The 15303-nt window shown below is 68.1% G+C and carries 16 protein-coding genes; 12 read left to right on the top strand and 4 right to left on the bottom strand.

From position 1 onward, the window contains the following. Window positions 1-47 precede the first annotated feature (47 nt). From ABLE43_RS16355 to ABLE43_RS16345, 3 genes are all read left to right on the top strand, one after another. Entirely contained in the window at window positions 48-461 is a 414-nt protein-coding gene (locus tag ABLE43_RS16355; protein ID WP_348979448.1) for a Ros/MucR family transcriptional regulator, read from the top strand. Window positions 462-529: 68 nt separating this feature from the next. Then, window positions 530-952: a Fur family transcriptional regulator gene (locus ABLE43_RS16350; RefSeq protein WP_348979447.1), complete on the top strand. Its 423-nt coding sequence runs from the start codon at window positions 530-532 to the stop codon at window positions 950-952. 49 nt (window positions 953-1001) lie between these two features. After that, window positions 1002-1679, top strand: a complete 678-nt coding sequence (locus tag ABLE43_RS16345) for a lysophospholipid acyltransferase family protein (protein ID WP_348979446.1) — start codon at window positions 1002-1004, stop codon at window positions 1677-1679. Between the two features lie 115 nt (window positions 1680-1794). On the opposite strand, the gene ABLE43_RS16340 is transcribed toward ABLE43_RS16345, so the two are convergent. The 3 genes from ABLE43_RS16340 to ABLE43_RS16330 all read right to left on the bottom strand — a co-directional run bounded on the left by ABLE43_RS16340 (window position 1795) and on the right by ABLE43_RS16330 (window position 4262). Next, the gene (locus tag ABLE43_RS16340) at window positions 1795-2724 is read right to left on the bottom strand and encodes a Gfo/Idh/MocA family protein (RefSeq protein ID WP_348979445.1); all 930 of its coding nucleotides are present in this window, start codon (window positions 2722-2724) and stop codon (window positions 1795-1797) included. A 66-nt stretch (window positions 2725-2790) separates the two neighbouring features. Continuing rightward, the gene (locus tag ABLE43_RS16335) at window positions 2791-3507 is read right to left on the bottom strand and encodes a FadR/GntR family transcriptional regulator (protein ID WP_348979444.1); all 717 of its coding nucleotides are present in this window, start codon (window positions 3505-3507) and stop codon (window positions 2791-2793) included. Further along, window positions 3507-4262, bottom strand: a complete 756-nt coding sequence (locus ABLE43_RS16330) for a competence/damage-inducible protein A (protein WP_348979443.1) — start codon at window positions 4260-4262, stop codon at window positions 3507-3509. Before ABLE43_RS16330 ends, ABLE43_RS16335 begins: the two co-directional genes overlap by 1 nt. Before the next feature lie 64 nt (window positions 4263-4326). Between ABLE43_RS16330 and map the strand changes: the two genes are divergently transcribed. From map to glnA, 3 genes are all read left to right on the top strand, one after another. Beyond that, on the top strand, window positions 4327-5154 hold the full coding sequence (gene map, locus ABLE43_RS16325) for a type I methionyl aminopeptidase (protein ID WP_348979442.1): 828 nt from the start codon (window positions 4327-4329) through the stop codon (window positions 5152-5154). A 170-nt stretch (window positions 5155-5324) separates the two neighbouring features. Then, on the top strand, window positions 5325-5663 hold the full coding sequence (locus ABLE43_RS16320; protein ID WP_348979441.1) for a P-II family nitrogen regulator: 339 nt from the start codon (window positions 5325-5327) through the stop codon (window positions 5661-5663). Between the two features lie 89 nt (window positions 5664-5752). After that, window positions 5753-7165: a type I glutamate--ammonia ligase gene (glnA, locus tag ABLE43_RS16315; protein WP_348979440.1), complete on the top strand. Its 1413-nt coding sequence runs from the start codon at window positions 5753-5755 to the stop codon at window positions 7163-7165. Between the two features lie 317 nt (window positions 7166-7482). Here the strand turns inward: glnA and ABLE43_RS16310 are convergent, their stop codons facing one another. Further along, window positions 7483-7788 (bottom strand): UrcA family protein, encoded by a 306-nt coding sequence (locus tag ABLE43_RS16310; RefSeq protein ID WP_348979439.1) that lies wholly within the window; start codon window positions 7786-7788, stop codon window positions 7483-7485. A gap of 186 nt (window positions 7789-7974) precedes the next feature. On the opposite strand from ABLE43_RS16310, the gene ABLE43_RS16305 reads away from it, so the two are divergent. From ABLE43_RS16305 to ABLE43_RS16280, 6 genes are all read left to right on the top strand, one after another. Beyond that, window positions 7975-10248: an ATP-dependent helicase gene (locus ABLE43_RS16305; RefSeq protein WP_348979493.1), complete on the top strand. Its 2274-nt coding sequence runs from the start codon at window positions 7975-7977 to the stop codon at window positions 10246-10248. 106 nt (window positions 10249-10354) lie between these two features. After that, complete coding sequence (locus ABLE43_RS16300; RefSeq protein ID WP_348979438.1) at window positions 10355-10555, top strand: hypothetical protein; 201 nt, start codon at window positions 10355-10357, stop codon at window positions 10553-10555. A gap of 64 nt (window positions 10556-10619) precedes the next feature. Then, window positions 10620-11447 (top strand): alpha/beta fold hydrolase, encoded by an 828-nt coding sequence (locus tag ABLE43_RS16295; RefSeq protein WP_348979437.1) that lies wholly within the window; start codon window positions 10620-10622, stop codon window positions 11445-11447. Window positions 11448-11650: 203 nt separating this feature from the next. After that, window positions 11651-12979, top strand: a complete 1329-nt coding sequence (locus tag ABLE43_RS16290; protein WP_348979436.1) for an MFS transporter — start codon at window positions 11651-11653, stop codon at window positions 12977-12979. Beyond that, entirely contained in the window at window positions 12976-13896 is a 921-nt protein-coding gene (gene cysK / locus ABLE43_RS16285; protein WP_348979435.1) for a cysteine synthase A, read from the top strand. The genes ABLE43_RS16290 and cysK overlap by 4 nt, the downstream gene beginning before the upstream one ends. A 17-nt stretch (window positions 13897-13913) precedes the next feature. Beyond that, window positions 13914-15227 (top strand): cell wall hydrolase, encoded by a 1314-nt coding sequence (locus ABLE43_RS16280; RefSeq protein WP_348979434.1) that lies wholly within the window; start codon window positions 13914-13916, stop codon window positions 15225-15227. The last annotated feature ends 76 nt before the right edge of the window (window positions 15228-15303 follow it).

The raw sequence follows: 15303 nt of genomic DNA, 5'->3' as shown, positions 1-15303 counted from the left end.
GGTTTCAGACGGCAACGGTATTGCCGATGCGTAAGTTAAGGATTGCAATGGAACTGCAAGCGGAGCGCGACGACACGCTCATCGCCCTGACCGCCGACATCGTCGCGGCCCATGTCAGCAACAACAACGTCGAGGTGTCGGACATTCCGGTGCTCATCCGCAGCGTGCACGACGCGCTGCACGCGCTGGGCGGGCAGGACGAGGAGAAGCCGAGCCGTGCCGATCCGGCGGTGCCGGTGCGCAATTCGATCAAGCCCGATTACATCGTCTGCCTCGAGGACGGGCGCAAGCTCAAGATGCTCAAGCGGCATCTGATGACGCACTACAACCTGACGCCCGAACAGTATCGCGCCAAGTGGAACCTGCCCGCCGACTATCCGATGGTCGCGCCCAACTATGCCGAACAGCGCCGGACGCTGGCCAAGAAGATCGGGCTGGGAACGCAGCGCCGCGTGCGTTGAAGCGGGCTTCCGCTGGACGGCGCCACGCGGTATCAGGGGCGTGAGCCTCAAGGAACGTACAGGAACGCATGGCCCGCAAGATCGATCTCGAAGCGCTTTGCCAGCAAAAGGGGCTGCGCATCACCGAACAGCGCCGCGTGATCGCGCGCGTCCTGTCGGAGGCGGAGGACCACCCCGACGTCGAGAAGGTCTATGAACGTGCCTCGGCGATCGATCCGGGCATCTCGATCGCGACCGTCTATCGCACGGTGCGGCTGTTCGAGGAGGCGGGCATCCTCGACCGCCACGACTTCGGCGACGGGCGCGCCCGCTATGAACCGTCGCCCGAGGCGCATCACGATCACCTGATCGACGTCGAGAGCGGACGGGTGATCGAATTCGTCGATCCGGAACTGGAACTGCTCCAGAAGCAGATCGCCGAGCGCCTGGGGTTCCGGCTGGTCGATCACCGCATGGAACTCTACGGCGTCAGCCTCGAACGCAAGGGCTGATCCGCTGACGCTCCGCCAGCGCCTGCGACTGTTCCGGCGCGCGGGGGCGATGCTGGCGGCGCTGCTGTTCTATCTGGGGCTGCATGGCACGTGGCGGCTGTTCCGGCGGCGCTCGCCATGGCCGCCGCGGTTCCTGGGCAGCATCGCGCGGATCGTCGGCGCGAAGGTGCGGGTCGTCGGCGCGCCGGTGCCGCGCGACGTGCTGTACCTCGCCAATCACCAGAGCTGGCTCGACATCCTCGCCATCGCCGGGGCCAGCGGCAGCGCGTTCGTCGCCAAGGGCGAGTTGCGCGACGCGCCGCTGGTCGGCTGGCTGTGCACGCTCAACCACACGCTGTTCGTCGATCGCGGCGACCGGCTGGGCGTCGCGCGGCAGATCGATACGCTGCGGGCGGCGCTGGCCGCCGACCATCCGGTGACGGTATTCCCCGAAGGCACGACCAGCGCCGGGCGTGACCTGCTGCCGTTCAAGGCGGCGCTGCTCGGCGCGATCGACCCGCCACCGCCGGGCCTGCGGGTACAGCCGGTGTATCTCGATTACGGCAGCGCGCAGGATATCGCATGGCTCGGCGACGAACCGGGCACGACGAATGCCGCACGGGTGCTGGCGCGCGCGGGCCATGTGCCGCTCACGATCCATTTCCTCGAACCTTTCGATCCGGCGGGCATGGGCCGCAAGGCGGTGGCGGCAAGAGCACGCGACGCGATCGTCGCGGCGATGGCGTAGCGGGCGGATCCGTTCGTCCCGAGCGAAGTCGAGGGACGTGCGTCGCGCGCAGCACGCGGTGTCTCGACTGTGCTCGACACGGACGGTCCGGACTTCCGGTCGGTAAACCCGCCGCCTATTCGCTGAATTCCCCCACCACGACCCGCCGCCCGAGCAGGAAGGCGTCGTTGACATGGACGAACGGCGACAGGTCGACATCGCTCTGCCGCGCCGCGAGACATTCGGCAAAACGGCGGTAGAGCCGGGCATATTCCGGCTCGTCGCCGACATCGACGGCCACGCCGTCAACTTCCATCCGCGACGCGCCCATCGACAGCTTCAGCCTGCCCGCGTCGGTTTCGACGTCGATGTCCCACGTCTGCGGCCCGGTCTGGTCGAAGTCGAACTCGACGCGCACCGGCACGCCCGCGGTATCGGTGAAGTCGAGGTCGGCGGCGATCGGCGCGTCGCGGTTCGACGGGAAGCGCAGTTCGGCGGCATCGAGCAGCAGCGGGCGCGGCAGGATGCGGGTGATGACCGACAGCGCGTTGATCCCCGGATCGAACACGCCGATCCCCGGTTCCCAGATCCACGCCTGCCCCGGATGCCAGACGCGCACGTCTTCCTTCCAGTTGACTGCGACGCGGCGCAGCGTCCGCCCGGCGATCCATGCCCGCGCGGGTTCGACCGCCGCCGCCTCGCGCGAATGCCAGGTCGCGAACAGCACCCTGCCCGCGCGCTCGGCCGCCCGGGCGAAAGCCTGCGCCTCCGACAGGGTGGCGGCGGGCGGCTTCTCGATCATCACGTCGAGGCCGTGGGAGAGCGCCTCCTCGATCAACGGCAACCGCCCGCGCGGCGGCGTGCAGATCGAGATCGCCTGCACTTCGGGCATCGCCGCCATCATCTCGGCGATGGTGCGGAACCCCGGCACGCCCTCGGGCGGGGTATGGCCGGTGACGGCGGCGACCAGCTCGAAATCGGGGCTGGCGGCGATGTGCGGGATATGCTGGTCGCGCGCGATCTTGCCGATGCCGGCCAGCGCGATGCGGGTCGGGGCGTTAGCCAACGTCGCTCTCTCCTGGGTGATTTATTAGTCAGACATATCGCCCATTCTCCGACGGGGCAAGCGGGTTCAGCCGGGCAAGGTGACGCGCGTGTCCTGAAACGCCATGTCGACCAGATCGGTCATGGCGGCATGGGCTGCGGCACCATCGCCAGCTTCCACCGCCTCGAACACGCGGATGTGATCGGGCAGCGGATCGCGGCGGAGCGGGCTGTTGCGCTGCTTGAAGATCGTGGTCCACGCAACCGCCGCCCCCACCCCGCTGGTCAGGGTGACGAGGAACGGATTGCCCGACGCATCGAGCATCGCCGAGTGGAACCGCTGGTCGGCATCGCGCCCCGCCGGGGTCGCCAGCGTATGATCGCGCATGTCGGCCAGCGCCGCACGCATCAGCGCCAGTTGCGCCTCGTCGCGGCGCAGCGCCGCCAGTTGCGCAGCGGCAGGCTCGACGATCTTGCGCAACTCGAACAGGCTGCCGATCAGCCGTTCGTCGGGTTCGGTGTTGAATACCCACGACAGCACGTCGGGATCGAGCAGCTGCCACTGGTCGCGCGGCGACACGCGGGTGCCGGTCTTGGGCCGCGATTCGACCAGCCCCTTGGCGGCGAGCATCCTGAGCGCCTCGCGATAGGCGGTGCGCGATACGTTCAGGCTGCCGCTCGCCGCGACCTCGCCGTCGAGCAGGTCGCCCGGCGCCACCGCGCCCGAGACGATGCGGATGCCGAGGTCGCGGGCGATGGTGCCGTGAATGCGCAGCGGACGCGGGCGGGGCGTGGGCGTCGACATCAGATGCCCCCCTGCACGACGTCGCGCCCCGCATCCGCCAGCGCGGCGGTCAGGTCGGCGAGGCAGGTATCGACCAGCGCCGGATCGGTCGCGCGGACGACGAAATTCGCGCCGGTGCGTCCCTCCCGGAAGAAGGGATAGCTGCCGATCGCCACGCCGTCGTGACGCTTCTCGGCGGTGCGCAGCAGGTCGGCGACCTCGCTTTCGCCGACCCAGCAGCCGATCGTGCCGGAGACGACGGGCAACCCGCCCTCCAGCGTGCCGGTCAGGCTGTCGAGCATCGCGGCGGCGATATGCGGCACCCCGGCCATGATGAAGATGTTGGCGATATGGATGCCCGGCGCGCCGGACATGCGGTTCTCGATCAGTTCAGCGCCTTGCGGCGTCCGGGCCATGCGCAACCGCGCCTCGGTCAGCCCGCCGCGGGTCTCGTAATAGGCTTCGAGGATCGCGCGTGCCTGCGGATGCACCACCACCGGCAGGCCGAGCGCCGCCGCGATCGAATCGACGGTGATGTCGTCGTGCGTCGGGCCGATGCCGCCGGTGGTGAACAGATAGTCGTTGCGCGCACGCAGGGCGTTGACCGCCTCGACGATCGCCGCCTCGCGATCGGCGACGACGCGCACCTCGGACAGGCGGATGCCCTGCACGTTCAGCCATGTCGCGAGTTGCGCGACATTCCTGTCCTGCGTGCGGCCCGACAGGATCTCGTCACCGATGACGAGCAGGGCGGCGGTCCAGATACGTTGCGTCATGGCCGCATCGATAGCGCGTGGCCGCGCCCTCGCCTAGCGCGTCCTGTGCCTCTATAGGACGGGAATGACCGAATATCAGACCGTCACCGCCGACATGCCGCTGGCCCGCACCGGCGCGATCAAGCTGCACGATGCCGCCGCGTTCGAGGGGATGCGCCGCGCCGGACGCCTCGCCGCGCATATCCTCGACGAGATCACGCCGCATGTCGTGCCCGGCGTCACGACCGGCGAGCTGGACGCGATCATCTTCCGCCTGATGCGCGAGGGCGGCGCGGTGCCCGCCACGCTCGGCTATCGCGGCTATGGCCATTCGACCTGCATCTCGATCAACCATGTGGTATGCCACGGCATCCCGTCGGAGCGGACGCTGAAGGACGGCGACATCGCCAATATCGACGTGACCCCGCTGCTCGACGGCTGGCACGGCGACAGCAGCCGGACCTATCTGGTCGGCAACGTGCCGATCAAGGCGCGCAAGCTGGTGGACGTGACCTATGAATGCCTGATGCTCGGCATCGAACAGGCACGGCCCGGCAACCGGATGGGCGACGTGGCGCACGCGATCCAGCGCCATGCCGAATCGCATCGCTACGGCGTGGTGCGCGACTTCTGCGGGCATGGCCTGGGTCGGCTGTTCCACGATGCGCCGGAGGTGGTGCACGCCGGGCGCCCCGGCACCGGCCCGGAGCTGCGCCCCGGCATGTTCTTCACCATCGAACCGATGATCAACATCGGCCGTCCCGACGTGAAGCTGCTCGACGACGGCTGGACCGCCGTCACCCGCGACCGCTCGCTCTCGGCGCAGTTCGAGCATTCGATCGGCATCACCGAGGACGGCTGCGAGATCTTCACGCTCAGCCCGAAGGGGTTCACCAGGCCGCCCTATTGCTGACGATGGCCGTGCCCGAAATTCGGGCACCCTGCCCCTTCGGCGGGCAATATCGACAGCGCTACCGGGATCGCCGATGATCGCGCACAGGGCGAATCGCCTGTTGGCACGAGTTTTGATTAGCAGGGCGGTAACGTCCGTTACGGGCGACGTCCGGGGGATCGGCAGAACGCATGAAAAAGATCGAAGCCATCATCAAGCCGTTCAAGCTGGATGAGGTGAAGGAAGCGCTGCACGAAGTCGGCGTCAGCGGCATCACCGTGACCGAGGCCAAGGGCTTCGGGCGGCAGAAGGGCCATACCGAACTGTATCGCGGTGCGGAATATGTCGTCGACTTCCTGCCCAAGGTGAAGCTGGAGGTCGTGGTCGAGGACGCGCTGGCCGAGCGGGTGGTCGAGGCGATCGCGCAGGCGGCGCAGACCGGGCGCATCGGCGACGGCAAGATTTTCGTCATTCCGGTCGAGACGGCCTTGCGCATCCGCACCGGCGAGCGCAACGACGACGCGATCTGACGCGACGCAGCATAATTTCGATTCGAGGGGCGTTCCGGCACGTATCGTTGCGCCGGAATGCGGGGTTTCATCAGAAAGGGCAGTTTTCCATGGCTACTACCGCCGGCGATATCCTGAAGCGCGTGAAGGACGAGGAGATCGAATGGATCGACCTGCGCTTCACCGATCCCAAGGGCAAGTGGCAGCACCTGACCATGGTCGCCTCGATCCTGGGTGAGGACGAGCTGACCGACGGCCTGATGTTCGACGGTTCGTCGATCGAGGGGTGGAAGGCGATCAACGAGTCCGACATGGTGCTCAAGCCCGATCTGGACGCGGTCTACACCGATCCGTTCTCGGCGACGCCGATGCTGGTGATCTTCTGTGACGTGGTCGAGCCGTCGACCGGCGAACTCTATGCCCGCGATCCGCGCTCGACCGCGAAGCGCGCCGAGGCGTATCTCAAGACGACCGGCATCGGCGACACCGTGTACGTCGGCCCGGAAGCCGAATTCTTCATGTTCGACGACGTCCGGTTCGAGAACACGTATTCGACCAGCTACTACAAGATCGACGACATCGAACTGCCGGGCAACTCGGGCCGCGAATATGAGAGCGGCAACATGGGCCACCGCCCGCGCGCCAAGGGCGGCTACTTCCCCGTCGCCCCGGTCGACTCGGCGGTCGACATCCGTGGCGAGATGGTGTCGACCATGCTCGAAATGGGCCTGCCGTGCGACAAGCACCACCATGAGGTCGCCGCCGCACAGCACGAACTGGGCCTGACCTTCGGCACGCTGACCACCACCGCCGACCGGATGCAGATCTACAAGTACGTCGTGCACCAGGTCGCGCATGCCTATGGCAAGACCGCGACGTTCATGCCGAAGCCGATCAAGGAAGACAACGGATCGGGCATGCACACCCACTTCTCGATCTGGAACGGCGGGTCGCCGCTGTTCGCGGGCGACGGCTATGCCGGTCTGTCGGACATGTGCCTGTATTTCATCGGCGGCATCATCAAGCATGCCAAGTCGGTGAACGCCTTCACCAACCCGACGACCAACAGCTACAAGCGGCTGGTGCCGGGCTATGAGGCGCCGGTGCTGCTCGCCTATTCGGCGCGCAACCGTTCGGCGTCGTGCCGCATCCCGTACGGCACGGGCCCCAAGTCGAAGCGCGTCGAGGTCCGCTTCCCCGACGCGATGGCCAACCCGTATCTCGCCTATGCGGCGCTGATGATGGCGGGCCTCGACGGCATCCAGAACAAGATCCATCCGGGCGACGCGATGGACAAGAACCTGTACGACCTGCCGCCCGCCGAACTGGCGCAGGTGCCGACGGTGTGCGGTTCGCTCCGCGAGGCGCTCGACAGCCTCGAGGCGGATCACGACTATCTGCTCAAGGGCGACGTGTTCTCGAAGGACCAGATCGAAGCCTATATCGAGATCAAGCGCGGCGAAGTGGCGCGCTGGGAAATGACCCCGAGCCCGGTCGAATACGACATGTACTACAGCGCGTAAGGCGCGGCCCCGACCGCGCCGGTGCGCCCCGCAGGGCGCATCCGCGCGGTCGGTCGGCCTCGCACGCGCGAGGACCGACGACGCGGCTTCGCCGCGGCGGGCGATAGAGAAAGGGCACCGGGATCGCTCCCGGTGCCCTTTCTGCGTCGGATCGGCTGCTTCGGCGTGCCGGTAGCATCGACCCGGACCAACTCCCCGTTCGTCCCGAGCGAAGTCGACGAACGTGCCGCCACCGATGCGTGCGGTGTCTCGACTGTGCCCGACACGAACGGGCTCGATGGAAAGGGCTGGCCGGAATCAGGCCTGTCGCGTCATTCTCAACGCGCGGCGGCGACCACGACCGGCTTGCCGATCTGCGCCACGCGCACCTGTGCGTCCTGCCGCATCTCCGCCCGACACCGCGCGACGTCGGCGAGGGCGCGCAGGCCCGATGCGTTCGACACACAGGCGCGACGAACGGCGCGATCGATGCGCGCGTCGAGGGTACGGCGACCGGCCGCACTGGTCAGGTCCAATCCGGCATAGGACACGCGCGCCGACACCGGCTCGCGCGCTTCGGCATGGGCGACGGACGAAAGGCACGACAAGGCTGCCGTCGCGAGGACGGTGAAACGGATGGTCATGATAGGGCTCCTGCGAAAGTCCTGCCCGTCGCAGCAGCGGTCCCGGTATCGGGCCGCCGTCCACCGGCAGCCGCCGCCTAGCCGGGTTGCGTTGCGGCAAGGCGACGCGGACGTTGCGCGACGATGACAGAAGCACAACGAAATCCTTGCTTGTCGCCCAACCGTTCGTTCCCTACCTGTTCGGCCATGTCGCTTGCCCCCGCCCCGCTGTCGCCCGAGCCGCCCTATCTGTCCGCGCTCAACCCGCCCCAGCGCGAGGCGGTGCTGACGACCGACGGCCCGGTGCTGGTGCTGGCGGGGGCGGGCACCGGCAAGACCGCCGCGCTGACCGCACGGCTGGCGCACCTGCTCTACACCCGCAAGGCGTATCCGTCCGAAATCCTGTCCGTCACCTTCACCAACAAGGCGGCGAGGGAAATGCGCGAGCGGGTCGCCCGGCTGGTCGGTGACATGGTGGAGGGGATGCCGTGGCTCGGTACCTTTCACGCGATCGGCGCGAAGATGCTGCGGCGGCACGCCGAACTGGTCGGGTTGCAGTCGAACTTCACCATCCTCGACACCGACGACCAGTTGCGCCTGCTCAAGCAGTTGATCGTGGCCGCGAATCTCGACGAGAAGCGCTGGCCCGCGCGCAGCCTCGCCGGACTGATCGACGGCTGGAAGAACAAGGGGATGACCCCGGCGGATGTCGATGCGGGCGAGGCCGAACGCTTCGCCAACGGGCGCGGCGGCGAACTGTACCAGCAGTATCAGGACCGGTTGAAGGCGGTGAACGCCTGCGACTTCGGCGACCTGCTGCTCCACGTCCTGACCATATTGCGCACCAACCGCGAGGTGCTGGCGCAGTATCAGCAGCGCTTCCGCTACATCATGGTCGACGAATATCAGGACACCAACAGCGTCCAGTATCTCTGGCTGCGGCTGCTGGCGCAGGAGCGACGCAACATCTGCTGCGTGGGTGACGACGACCAGTCGATCTATTCGTGGCGTGGCGCGCAGGTCGAGAATATCCTGCGCTTCGAGCGTGATTTTCCGGGCGCGAAGATCATCCGGCTCGAACAGAATTACCGCTCGACCCCACATATCCTGGGGGCAGCGTCTGGCGTGATCGCGCACAACGGCGGACGGCTCGGCAAGACGCTGTGGACCGAGACGGATGTCGGCGAGAAGGTCCGCGTGATCGGCGTGTGGGACGGGCCGGAGGAGGCACGCCGCGTCACCGACATGATCGAGCGCGAGCGGCGCAATCTCAACGACTTCGCCATTCTGGTGCGCGCGCAGCACCAGACGCGCGAGTTCGAGGATCGCTTCATCGCCACCGGCATGCCCTATCGCATCGTCGGCGGCTTCCGCTTCTACGAACGCGCCGAGATCCGCGATGCGCTGGCCTATCTGCGCGTCGTCAACCAGCCTGCCGACGATCTGGCGTTCGAGCGCATCGTCAACGTGCCCAAGCGTGGCCTGGGCGACAAGGCGGTGCAGACCATCCACCGTTTCGCCCGCGCGACCGGCAGTTCGCTGATGACCGCCGCCGCGCGCATCCTCGACACCGACGAGCTGGCCGGAGCGGCGCGCAAGTCGCTCGGGCGGCTGGTGGGGGACTTCGCCCGCTGGCGCGACATGGCGCGCGACCTGCCGCACGCCGAACTGGCGCGGCAGCTGCTGGACGAGAGCGGCTATACCGCGATGTACCAGGCGGAGAAGACGGCGGAGGCCGCCGGTCGCCTCGAGAACCTGACCGAACTGGTCCGGGCGATGGAGGAATATGAGTCGCTCGGCGCGTTCCTCGAACACGTCAGCCTCGTCATGGATAACGAGGCTTCGGCGGAGGAGCCGAAGGTCACGATCATGACGATCCACGCCGCAAAGGGGCTGGAGTTCGACACGGTGTTCTGCGTCGGCTGGGAGGAAGGGCTGTTCCCCTCGCAACGCTCGCTCGACGAGGGCGGCACCGCCAGCCTCGAGGAGGAGCGCCGCCTCGCCTATGTCGCGATCACCCGGGCGCGGCGGCTGGCGGTGGTGTTCCATGCCGCCAACCGGCGCATCTATGGCCAGTGGAATTCGTCGCTGCCCTCGCGCTTCGTCGACGAACTGCCACCCGAGCATATCGAGGCCGAGACGACGATGGCGGGCGGCGAGAGCCTGTGGCGCGCCAACTGGAGCGAGCGCGCCGACCCGTTCGCCGACGTATCGCGCGGCACCGGCCGGGGTCCGGGCTGGCAGCGGGCGGCGGCGCAGGGATCGACCTTCACCCCCGCCCCGTCGCGCGTGGTGGAAGCGCGGGCGAGCGCGGTGAGCCTCGGCAACAAGGGGCGCGGCGATCTGGCAAAGGGGCAGCGCGTGTTCCACCAGAAGTTCGGCTATGGCGCGATCGCGCTGATCGAGGGCAACAAGCTGGAGGTCGAATTCGACACGGCGGGGCGCAAGCGGGTGATCGACACCTTCGTCACCGCCGCATGAACCGATTGATTTTTCAGCCAGATTGAACCGAAGCTTAACGCAGGTGAGCGGATTGGCCAATCCATAGGCGTATACTGAAATCGTGGACAACCGACAGGAGGCCACGATGAACGACCGCAATGACTGCAGCTATTACCGCGCCCGTGCCGAGGAGGCGCAAGCACGCGCGCGCGCCGCGACCCTGCCCGAAGTGCGTCGGGTGCATAGCGAGATGGCGGAACGCTACGCCGCCCTGCAACGCGAAGCGGAGCGGGAATCGCGCCTGGCGCAGACGCATCCGATGCTCGGCATCGTCCACCCCGGTTAGCACGGGCGGAACGCGCCGCGGTTCGGACCGTTTTCCGCTCGATCCGAACCGAGAGGATGTTTCCATGCCCTATGTAAAGACGCGCGACGGCACCAACCTGTTCGTCAAGGATTGGGGACAGGGCCGCCCGGTCGTGCTGATCCATGGCTGGCCGCTGTCGGCCGACAGCTGGGACCCGCAGGCCTATGCGCTGGCCGACGCCGGATACCGCGTCATCGCCTATGACCGGCGCGGCTTCGGGCGCTCCGACCAGCCGTGGTCGGGCTATGACTATGATACGCTGTCGGACGATCTGGCCGACGTGATGCAGGAAACCGGCGTCAGCGACGATGCCGCGCTCGTCGGTTTCTCGATGGGCGGCGGCGAAGTGGCACGGTACTTCGCGCGCCATGGCGGCAAGGGCGTCTCGCAGGCCGCGTTCATCGGATCGGTCGTGCCCTATATGCTCAAGACCGACGACAATCGCGACGGCGTCGCGCAGGACCAGCTTCAGGAGATCGCCGACAACATCAAGGCGGATCGCCCGAAGTTCTTCCGCACCTTCTTCGACCAGTTCTACGGCGTCGGCTTCATCACCAGCCCGGTGAGCGAGGAGACGCTCGACCTGTCGTGGAACACGGCGATGCTGGCGGGGCTGAAGCCGACGCTGGCCTGTGCCGAGTCGTTCGGGACGACCGACTTCCGCCCCGACCTGCCGTCGATCACCGTGCCGACGCTCATCATCCACGGTACGGCCGACCAGACCGTGCCGATCGATGCGACCGGCCGCGCGCTGCACAAGGCGCTGCCGCAGTCGGACCTGATCGAATATGACGGCGCGCCGCACGGCCTGTTCGCGACCGAAAGCGACCGGTTGACCGCGGACCTGCTGGCGTTCCTCGGTCGGCGCTGATCGATCGCAGTCCCGTCGTCATTCCCGCGAAGGCGGGAATCCATAGACGCAGCCAACATTGCTCGACCGCGAACGGCAGCGTGTATGGACCCCCGCCTGCGCGGGGGTGACGATCGGGTGGTGATGGTAGCAAGCCCACCCCCAATACCCCCCAAGCCGATCTGCATTGCGCCCGGCTCCAAGCGGACCTAAGCCCCACCGATATGTCCGCCACCCCCCATCCCTTCGCGATCCCGGCATTTCGTGCCTATTTCCTCGCCAGGCTGTCGAACACGCTGGCACAGATTGCGATGGTCGTCGTCATCGGCTGGCAGGTGTACGACATCGCGCGCGGGACGATGACGATCAAGCAATCGGCGTTCCAGCTGGGGCTGATCGGTGTCGCCCAGTTCCTGCCGCTGCTGGTGCTGTCGCTGGTCGCGGGCTGGGTCGCCGACCGGATCGACCGGCGCTGGATCGCGCGCGGATCGGTGGCGCTGGAGGGCAGTTGCGCGCTGCTGCTGGCGTATCTGACCTATAGCGGCGGGATCAGCCTGCCGTGGCTGTTCTTCGTCGCCGCGCTGCTCGGCGTCGCACGCGCCTTTGCCGGTCCGGCGTTGCAGGCGCTCGCCCCCAATCTCGTCCCCGCCGCCGTGCTGCCGACCGCGATCGCGATGAGTTCGATCGCGTGGCAGGGCGGATCGGTGCTCGGGCCCGCGATGGGCGGCTATCTCTATGCCGCGGGGCATTACCTGCCCTATGCGGTGTCGGCGGCGCTGTTCCTGTTCGGCCTCGCCATGCTGTTTCTCATCCCGCCGATCCCGCGCGCGGTGATCGCGGGCAAGGCGAACCCGTGGCGGCAGATGCTCGACGGCCTCGCCTATGTCCGGCGCAACCGGCTGGTGTTCGGGGCGATCTCGCTCGATCTGTTCGCGGTGCTGCTGGGCGGGGCGACCGCGATGCTGCCGATCTATGCGCGCGATATCCTGAAGATCGGCGCGGACGGGCTCGGCCATCTGCGCGCCGCCCCGGCGCTGGGCGCGGTGGTGGTCGCCGCCGTGTTCGCGGTGAAGCCGTTGTCGCGGGAAGTCGGTGCCAAGATGCTGCTGGCGGTCATGGGGTTCGGCGCGGCGACTGCGTTGTTCGGCCTGTCCGCGCCGCTGCTCATCCCCGTGTTCGGGCAGGCGGCGATCGGCCATGATACCGCCCCCGCCGTGCTGCTGGCTCTCGCCGCGCTGTTCGTGGTGGGCGCGACCGACATGGTGTCGGTCTATGTCCGCCAGTCGCTGATCCAGCTCCATACCCCCGATGCGATGCGCGGGCGCGTGGGTGCCGTCTCCACGCTGTTCGTATCGGGATCGAACGAGCTGGGCGAGGCGCGCTCGGGCTTCCTCGCCGCGCTGGTCGGCCCGGTCGTCGCCGTCGCGGGCGGCGGCGTGCTGGCGATCGGCGTCACCATGCTGTGGTCGCGGCTGTTCCCCGAACTGCGTGCCGCGCGCAGCTTCACGCCCCCTTCCGACCTCGAAGTGATCCCAAAGGAGACGCAGCCATGAAGGCCGATACCATCCTGCAAACGATCGGGAATACGCCGCACGTCCGCATCCGGCGGCTGTTCGGCGATGCCGAGGTGTGGATCAAGTCCGAGCGCTCGAACCCCGGCGGTTCGATCAAGGACCGCATCGCCCTCGCCATGATCGAGGCGGCGGAAGCATCCGGCGAGTTGAAGCCCGGCGGCACGATCATCGAGCCGACCAGCGGCAACACCGGCGTCGGCCTCGCGATGGTCGCGGCGGTCAAGGGCTACAAGCTGGTCCTCGTGATGCCCGAAAGCATGAGCATCGAGCGCCGCCGCCTGATGCTGGCCTATGGCGCGTCGTTCGACCTGACCCCGCGCGAAAAGGGCATGAAGGGCGCGATCGAACGCGCGCATGAGCTGGCCGCGCAGACGCCCGGCGCATGGATTCCGCAGCAGTTCGAGAATCCGGCGAACATCGACGTCCACGTCCGCACCACCGCGCAGGAGATTTTGAACGACTTCGCCGACACGCCGATCGACGTCATCATCACCGGCGTCGGCACCGGCGGCCACATTACCGGCGTCGCCGAGACGCTCAAGCAGCACTGGCCCGACCTCAAGGTCTATGCGGTCGAGCCCGAACTCTCGCCGGTCATCTCGGGCGGACAGCCGGGGCCGCACCCGATCCAGGGGATCGGCGCGGGCTTCGTCCCTGCCAACCTGCACACTCAGGCGATCGACGGCGCGATCAAGGTCGATGCCGCCGTCGCCAAGGACATGGCCCGGCGCAGCGCGCGCGAGGAAGGGCTGCTGGTCGGCATCTCTTCGGGCGCGACGCTGGCGGCGATCCTGCAGAAGCTGCCCGACCTGCCCGACGGTACGCGGGTGCTCGGCTTCAACTACGACACCGGCGAACGGTACCTGTCGGTGCCCGATTTCCTGCCCGAACAGTGATCGATCCCGCCCGCCCCGTGCCGGCGGCCCCGGCGCGGGCGGGCGGCATCTCCACCGGTTCGCACCTGCTCGACGGGGTGCTCGTGGCGCTGTCGGCGGCGGCGGTCGCGCTGCCTGCGATCGTCGTCGACCGTGCGCCGCCGATCATGCCGCAGCCGAAGCGGGTCCGCGCGATGGCGCAAGCGGCACCGGTCGTACCGCCGGAAACCCTGCCGCCGGTCGAGCCGACCGCATTCCGCGAACTGCCGCCCGACGAGGCGCGCGCGTTCAACGCCGCGGTGCCGTTCGTCACCGGCCCCAATCCGGCGGCGCGGCCGTTCCGCTTTTCCGGCGATCTCGAGAACCGGACGCGGGCGACCGACTGCCTTGCCGCCGCCGTGCTGTATGAGGCGGGCGACGACGCCAGGGGACAGCGCGCGGTGGCGCAGGTCGTGCTCAACCGGCTGCGCCATCCCGCGTTCCCGAAAACGGTGTGCGGCGTGGTGTTCCAGGGATCGGAGCGCAGCACCGGCTGCCAGTTCACCTTCACCTGCGACGGCGCGCTCGCCCGCGCCTATCCGCAACCCTTCTGGGACCGGGCACGCAGCGTTGCCGCACAGGCGCTGGCGGGCAGCGTCTATGCCCCGGTCGGCTATGCGACCCATTACCACACCAACTGGGTCGTCCCCTATTGGCAGTCGAGCCTCGACAAGATCGCGGCGGTCGACACGCATCTGTTCTTCCGCTGGACCGGATGGTGGGGCACCCCGCCCGCCTTCCGCCGCACGCCCGAGAGCGTCGAGCCGCGCATCCTGCAACTCGCGCCGTACAGCGACGCGCACAAGCTGCCCGAGGTGCTGGCGGTCGAGCAGGAGGTCGCGGCGCTGCTGCCCGGCACCCTGACCGCCACCGGGCCGCTGCCGCAGCCGTCGGCGGACGATCCCGAAACCTTCCTCGTCACGCTGGACGGTGCATCGCATTCCGACGACTGGCCGCGCCTCGCCATGGCGGCGTGCGGCGAGCGGGCGCGGTGCAAGTTCCTCGGCTGGGCAGAGGCGACGCAGGTGCCGGTCAGCGCGGCGGCGGCGAACGCGCCCGCGGCGCTGGCGACGATGCGCTTCAGCTATCTGCGCGACCGCAGCGTGCCGTTCGAGCGGGCGCTGTGGAACTGCCAGCAGGTACCCCGCCCCCCGGCACAGTGCATGCGTCGCGCGGCATCCCCGCCCGGCCCGGTCGCGACCCCGGCGGTCCGGCTGCGGATGGAGCCCGCCGCGCCCCTGTCGGGCGTGCGGCGCAAGGGGGAACCGGCGGCGCAACCGACACCGGGCGCGACGCCCAAGGCAGGCGAGTAGCGCTCCATCCAAACGGTTTGGTCCATGTGCCAAACCGTTCGTGTCGAGCACAGTCGAGATACCATGCGCAGCGTAC

Source organism: Sphingomonas silueang, assembly GCF_040049155.1.
In the GTDB taxonomy this organism is placed as follows: domain Bacteria; phylum Pseudomonadota; class Alphaproteobacteria; order Sphingomonadales; family Sphingomonadaceae; genus Sphingomonas; species Sphingomonas silueang.
The sequence above is the reverse complement of the archived record's forward strand: the minus strand, read 5'-3'. Positions and strand labels throughout refer to the sequence as shown.

What these genes read in the sequence shown, in the direction of transcription:
- ABLE43_RS16355 (WP_348979448.1), top strand. Translation starts at nt 48, where the DNA reads ATGGAACTGCAAGCGGAGCGCGACGACACGCTCATCGCCCTGACCGCC.
- ABLE43_RS16350 (WP_348979447.1), top strand. Translation starts at nt 530, where the DNA reads ATGGCCCGCAAGATCGATCTCGAAGCGCTTTGCCAGCAAAAGGGGCTG.
- ABLE43_RS16345 (WP_348979446.1), top strand. Translation starts at nt 1,002, where the DNA reads ATGCTGGCGGCGCTGCTGTTCTATCTGGGGCTGCATGGCACGTGGCGG.
- ABLE43_RS16335 (WP_348979444.1), bottom strand. Translation starts at nt 3,507, where the DNA reads ATGTCGACGCCCACGCCCCGCCCGCGTCCGCTGCGCATTCACGGCACC.
- ABLE43_RS16330 (WP_348979443.1), bottom strand. Translation starts at nt 4,262, where the DNA reads ATGACGCAACGTATCTGGACCGCCGCCCTGCTCGTCATCGGTGACGAG.
- map (WP_348979442.1), top strand. Translation starts at nt 4,327, where the DNA reads ATGACCGAATATCAGACCGTCACCGCCGACATGCCGCTGGCCCGCACC.
- ABLE43_RS16320 (WP_348979441.1), top strand. Translation starts at nt 5,325, where the DNA reads ATGAAAAAGATCGAAGCCATCATCAAGCCGTTCAAGCTGGATGAGGTG.
- glnA (WP_348979440.1), top strand. Translation starts at nt 5,753, where the DNA reads ATGGCTACTACCGCCGGCGATATCCTGAAGCGCGTGAAGGACGAGGAG.
- ABLE43_RS16310 (WP_348979439.1), bottom strand. Translation starts at nt 7,788, where the DNA reads ATGACCATCCGTTTCACCGTCCTCGCGACGGCAGCCTTGTCGTGCCTT.
- ABLE43_RS16305 (WP_348979493.1), top strand. Translation starts at nt 7,975, where the DNA reads ATGTCGCTTGCCCCCGCCCCGCTGTCGCCCGAGCCGCCCTATCTGTCC.
- ABLE43_RS16300 (WP_348979438.1), top strand. Translation starts at nt 10,355, where the DNA reads ATGAACGACCGCAATGACTGCAGCTATTACCGCGCCCGTGCCGAGGAG.
- ABLE43_RS16295 (WP_348979437.1), top strand. Translation starts at nt 10,620, where the DNA reads ATGCCCTATGTAAAGACGCGCGACGGCACCAACCTGTTCGTCAAGGAT.
- ABLE43_RS16290 (WP_348979436.1), top strand. Translation starts at nt 11,651, where the DNA reads ATGTCCGCCACCCCCCATCCCTTCGCGATCCCGGCATTTCGTGCCTAT.
- cysK (WP_348979435.1), top strand. Translation starts at nt 12,976, where the DNA reads ATGAAGGCCGATACCATCCTGCAAACGATCGGGAATACGCCGCACGTC.